We start from the raw sequence: 389 nt of genomic DNA, 5'->3' as shown, positions 1-389 counted from the left end.
CGCTCCGGGCCACCGACTCCCTCGCGCGTGCTGCTCGGCTGCAAGGCGACCTCGCAGGCACGCGCCGACCGTTTCGGCCGCTCACGAGCTCTCTTTTTCTTCCTCGAGGTCGTCCCCCTCGTCGCCAACCTGCTCGCGGAGGCGCTCGACCTCCGCCTCCAGTTCGGCGATTCGGTCGGCGTCCGCCCCTCCGTCGTCGGAGCGCGTCGTGAGGTACACCACCGCGCCCGCGACGAGGACGAGCGGCACGCCGAAGAGGAGCACGGCGATGATCATGATGATTATCAGCTCCGGACCGCCGGGCACGCCGCCGAACGCGGGGACGAGAGAGACCATGTGCCGTCCACTCGACGGCGCGACTAAAGCTGATCGGGGGAGGGGTCGCTCCG

At 69.9% G+C, this 389-nt stretch carries 1 protein-coding gene; it reads right to left on the bottom strand.

From position 1 onward, the window contains the following. Positions 1-81: 81 nt before the first annotated feature. On the bottom strand, positions 82-336 hold the full coding sequence (locus tag EXE45_RS18215) for a preprotein translocase subunit TatA (protein WP_137695146.1): 255 nt from the start codon (positions 334-336) through the stop codon (positions 82-84). Between the last annotated feature and the right edge of the window lie 53 nt (positions 337-389).

Source organism: Halorubrum sp. SP9, from assembly GCF_005435015.1.
Lineage (GTDB): Archaea > Halobacteriota > Halobacteria > Halobacteriales > Haloferacaceae > Halorubrum > Halorubrum sodomense.
This window is presented reverse-complemented; position numbering and strand designations above follow the sequence as displayed.